Raw genomic sequence first — 5,249 nt, 5'->3', positions numbered from 1 at the left:
CGGTGACCTATGACCTGTTTCGCCCTCCCTCTCTCTCCGCCCGTTTCCTCCGCAGGAAAAAGGTGACGCTCTCTTCGAGGGTGGGCCGGGTCTGCTCCCGGTACACCATGGACGCCGCAAGTTCGGCGGCCAGTATGGCGTTGCGGTATTTAGGAGGAAGGCGGCCGATCCTGCGCCGATAGCGGGGCGTCTGCCGGATGAGCTCGGGCAGATGGCCGAGGAGGCACTCCCGGTAGAGGGGTTTTCTCCAGAGGTCAGGGAACCTCTGAAAGTAGGCGAAGAGGCGCTGGTAGAGATCGTTGATCTCCAGGCTCAGGGTATCGCTAATTTCGGTAAAGGATTGCCGGCCGCCCCGTTCGAGGTGCCGCTTGAGGATGAGCCTGGCCTCGGCCTCCGAGCGGGCTTTGAGTATGTCTATCACGTGGCCCACATATTCCTCCTTGTGGGCGAGAAATTCTCGGTCACTCATCAGGAGGTTGGCGATGATCTCGTAGGACGAGGCGATCACCCCGCACTTGTTTGCCGACGCGTCGCGAATGACGACCACCCCTCTCTGCTGAATCTCGTCGCGCGCGGTGGGCGTGAGGAACGAATTCGCCCCCTCGACGATGACCCTGCAGGTGGGCCTCCCGTCGTCGCGAAACAGCCGGGGCCAGCTGTGATCGTCTATGGTCTCGGGCCTCCCGCCCGCGGGAATGAGCAGGTCCGCCTCCGTGGAATAGACGAGCCCATCGAAATCGCGGTTGAACGCGTCGGTGGTCACCCACCGGTCGTCCAGCCCCTCGGCCGTCCGCACCGCCTTTCGGTACAGCTCACGGGGGCCCTCGGTTCGCCGCTGATTCCGGTACAGGAGAAACCCCCCGGGATGTATCCGCCCGGGATCGAAGGCCTCAACGTCGCCCCGGTGGATGATGCGCCGCAACTCCTTCTTGTCCAGCCCTTCGGGATCGTACAGGGCCCCGGAACCGTCGAGGACGAGGAGAACGGAGACTCCGGGACACGCATCGATCAGGATACGCAGGGCGTTGCCGGCAACATCCCCTCCCGGGCCGCCCGTCATTTTAACGGAAAAGGGGTTCTTGAATATGTCAACACCGAGGCTCTTCATGACCACTTCGGCAAACTTGATGACACCGATGGAGGTGACCCCGTGCTCCTTGTGGTTGATGCCGACCCGCTTGCTCGACATCACGCCCCGCCCGAGCACATAGCCCCGCCTCTCCGAGAGCTTCGCGATCTGTTCGACCATGGCGTCGTGCATGTTTTCGTCGGGCCCGAGCTCGATCGGCTCTTCCTCACCCCAGTAATCCACCACGCGGGGGTTCACTGCCCGCCCATCTCTCGTCACGAATATGTCAAGGAACGCGTTTATAAAACCGTACTGGAGCCGATGGAGCCGCTGGGTTTCCCCCTCGCGGCCAACCGTGCCCTCGGCGTCGAGAATCGCCACCATCTTTGAGCCGCCCTCGTAGATATCCTTGTTCTTCAGATGCTGCGTGTGTGCAAGAACGCAGACCTCACGGAACAGGGGGTTGGCGTTGGTGACGTAATCGTCCCGGGAACGCGTGATGACGGTCCGCCAGCCACCGCGGGCGATGTCGGAATAGCCCACGTGGTACCCGATTCCGTGGCGCCCGAAGAAAAAGGTGACGCGGAACGGCCGCCTGGCCGGCAGATCAACCGTGAACTTCGAGGGCAGTTCTTTCAGGTAGGCCGGGTCGAGTCGGAAAGCCAGAGCGTGTTTTTCCGGGACGAAGAAGTTGGTTTTCAGGGTGTTCCGGATAAAGGTGATGCAGGCGTGGAAGACCTCCCGGCGGAACTCATCGATGTGGCGGTGCCCCGTGTTGAACGACTTCACCTTCTCCCGTGTCTTTTCCCACAGGCTGTCGAACTTGGTTTTCCGGTCCGGCAGATCGGGATCGAAACGGGCCCGGAAAAGGCCGGTCAGCCTGAGGCACATGTCTGGATGGGAGTGGAAAGCCCGCATCACGTCCTCGAACCCGTACCTCTCCGGCTGACTGTGGGCCAGGGTCGTGTGGCAGAAAGCGATGAAGGCGTTTATGAGCGAGGCGTCCTCACCGCTTACGATCCTGTCGCGAAGAAAGGAGGTATAGGTCGGCGTGCCCGTCGCCAGCACCTGGGTGTTGTACAGCTCCCGCTTGATAGATTCGAAAGCCGGCATGTCCCTCTTCAGGAGCTTACCCGGGCGGGAGGCGCCGTAGAAGCTGCCGAGAAAATAGGGAAAGGCCCCTTTTCTGATGATCAGGCAGTAGAAACGGTCGACACCGAAATCGAGTCGGTTTAAAACTTCCAAAACCTGAACCAGAAAGTCGACCTGGGGAGGATTGCCCACGGCAAAGAGCAGTCGCGATTCCCCCTGTTTCGCAAGGACCTCCGTATTTTCCACGTCCATGTAGAGCCCCCCGCTTGCCCGGCCAAGATAAAGAAGCCTGAGGGTTCGCGCGACGCGAAGCAGCGGCGAGGAGACTATATACCCCGGGTCGCTCGCCCAGAGCGTGTCCATCACCTTGTGGATGTCCTTTCTTTGAAAATCGGGGTACTCCGCAAGGGCCCGGGAAGTGATGGCACGGCGGAGAGAGGCAGGAATCGGGGGCTCCCCGCCTTCCTCCATCTCGATCCCCGCTCTCCTCCGGGTCTCGAAACGGAAAACCTCCACCTCCTTTTCGGCCCCCGGAGCAGGAACCCGCGACCTTGCCATCTCTGCGTAGGAGATATCCCTGTCGGGAAACCGCCTCAGCGTATCGTGAACCGAGCCGGGCGAGTTGATGCGGGCCGTTACGATGGTGTTGTCCTGGTCCAGGAGCACGACCTCCCGGTCCCGGGGAAGCTGCCCCAGGAAGTGGGCCAGTCGCAGGACTGCCTGCGGTATCTCGCGCATCGAAACGAAGAAGTAGGGGGGCATGTTGTCCCACAACCAGCGCAGGTTGTCCGAGGTCCGCTGCTCATCCCGGGAAAGAAGAATATCGAGGTCGCGGTAATCAAGTTTTTTCATATTTACCCCGAATCGTGCCTTTGTGCAGGAAACCGGCCTCTATTTCCTATTTGTACCAATTTACGGGCGAGGAATCTACCCAATCTGGTTTCTTGTTTCTCGTTTCTCGTTTCTCGTTCAACCGGAAACCGGAAACCGTTAACTGGAAACCGTTAACCGTAAACCGTAAACCGTTAACCGTAAACTGGAAACCGTAAACTGGAAACCGTTTTCATTCCGCATTGCATATTTTCTATTTTGGGTAATTTAAAAAAAGAATGGCGGTGCCAATATAACCAAATTACGCCCCACAGTGCTCTTGGATACAGGCCGCCGGCACCGGAAGCGAGACAAATTCAACCGATTCAAATGCCTGGTTTCTTCACGCGGCTTAGAGGAAATGATTGACCTGGGAGAAGAGGCGAAGGGAAAATTGAAAGGCGGCGAAGGGATCTAAAGTTTTTCCCCTCAGAGTTTTTCTTCAAAATTTTATTTTCCCCACAGAGTGTAATTTTAGATTTGACATATTGTAAAAGTTTTATTTGACATATTGTAAAAGTTGTAATATAAAGTTCGTGATGAATGGCTATCTTTTCCTTCCTCCCCGATGGCTATTCATTATGACCGGTGGCAGCACGATCCCCTCGCCAGGATAACTCCTCCTTCCCTGGTGGGACAATCTCCCCATTGGGAAACGTGCTGCCATCAACCAATAAATATGAAGTTGGGCGGGGATCAGCGCAGATACAGTAAAGGCTTTGAGGGAGCAGGATAAAAATCCCCTAACAAACCTTTCTTTTAACATCCTCATTGCTGCTCAAAAAGCAAACGAAGAGGTCAGAAGTAAGGAAACCGAACCCCGGGAAATCGAGGGTGAGGTTGTTAAGGAAGATCAGTAAACCCTGGGCCATAATTAATGTCCCTTTATCAACGAGATATATTTTTCACATCTACCTCTCTCCCTGGGTTTCCCTCTTGCCCTCTCTGGCAAACCGATTCTGGCTGGTTTTAATGCCAATCTTACACGGAGAAATTTCGCCTTTTTTGAAAGGACGAAGCCCCCTGGTGTCTCTTGGTCCTCGAATGTATGGATTCTTCCCAAACCGGAATTCATAGAGGAAGCAAACATGAGGTCTCGGGTATAGTACCTGATCCCCACCGCAATCATTCACCTCGTTTACGCTACCGACACAATCAATGCAATGCGCCCTGATCCTCTTGAGTGGAGTCAACCCGGGAGTTACCCGGGAGTTTAGTTTGCATTCCTTACTTTCGCAGGAAACCTATATCCGTTTTTGCACCAATTGCATTCTTTGAGGATCGCTTCGCGGGGAACTAACCTTTTACTATTTTTCTGGTCACTGCTATCTATCTTTCCAAGTTCAAACATAGGACCTCCTTGCCCTTGTATGGATAATAAAGAACGGCACTAATATATGCTCAGTGCCGTTCCAGTGCCGTTGATTTTAGAGGGTTTGCGGTCGGCAAGTGTTTGAAACGTAAGGATGACGGGGATAAAAGAATGGCGGGGTCGACGGGATTTGAACCCGCGGCCTCCGGCGTGACAGGCCGGCGTTATAACCAGGCTTAACTACGACCCCGCAAAAAGTTGGTGGGCGGAACAGGATTTGAACCTGTGACCCCCAGCTTGTAAGGCTGGTGCTCTCCCACCTGAGCTATCCGCCCGAAAGCTGTTTTGAATTGCGACCTAAGACGATGATTATACACCAAAACCTTGATTAAGAGTCAATATTAATCTTATCATTGCAAGCGGGTATCACACGAAAGAAGGAGACCGAGCGTGAAAGTAGTCCTCCTTGGCGGAGCAGGCCTCTTCGGCCGGACGGTAATCAACGCTTACGCCGCCCATCTCCCCGAAACGTGCGAGTTCGTCATCGCCGATTACGACTACAGGACCGCGCGGAAGATGGCAAGGAGGCTCGGCGACAGGTTCAGCGCCCGGATGGTTGACGCATCCAGCCCGGAGTCCCTCGATAAGGCCGCGCGGGACGGATCCGTGATCGTGTCCCTCGTCGGCCCCTGGTACCGCTTCGGGGAACAGGTCATCGAGGGATCCATGAGGGGGGGCCATCCAATCGTTGCGGCAAACATGGCCCGGGTATCGATCGGTGGGGGAAAGGAAGAACTGCTGAAAGAAAAAGGCATACCCTGCATCACCGGCGTTTCCCTCCTTCCCGGGGCCCTTGACCTGATAGCCGGCTCGCTGATCGAGGCATATCCCCGTGCCGGGGAAGTC

General features: G+C 56.1%; 2 protein-coding genes and 2 tRNA genes. 1 reads left to right on the top strand and 3 read right to left on the bottom strand.

Annotated features, from left to right (window positions below; all coding sequences use genetic code 11):
- Positions 1 to 7 precede the first annotated feature (7 nt).
- From GTN70_00875 to GTN70_00865, 3 genes are all read right to left on the bottom strand, one after another.
- Positions 8 to 3,013 carry an amino acid dehydrogenase gene (locus GTN70_00875; protein ID NIO15551.1) on the bottom strand — a complete coding sequence of 1,002 codons (3,006 nt, stop codon included), beginning with the start codon at positions 3,011 to 3,013 and terminating at the stop codon, positions 8 to 10.
- A gap of 1,502 nt (positions 3,014 to 4,515) precedes the next feature.
- A tRNA-Asp gene (locus GTN70_00870) sits at positions 4,516 to 4,593 on the bottom strand.
- 9 nt (positions 4,594 to 4,602) lie between these two features.
- Positions 4,603 to 4,678: transfer RNA gene (locus tag GTN70_00865), tRNA-Val, on the bottom strand.
- A gap of 115 nt (positions 4,679 to 4,793) precedes the next feature.
- Between GTN70_00865 and GTN70_00860 the strand changes: the two genes are divergently transcribed.
- Positions 4,794 to 5,249, top strand: a 456-nt coding sequence (locus GTN70_00860; GenBank protein ID NIO15550.1) for a hypothetical protein, incomplete at its 3' end; no start/stop codon positions are given.

This window comes from Deltaproteobacteria bacterium, assembly GCA_011773515.1.
Taxonomy (GTDB): Bacteria; Desulfobacterota; Deferrimicrobia; order J040; family J040; genus WVXK01.
This window is presented reverse-complemented; position numbering and strand designations above follow the sequence as displayed.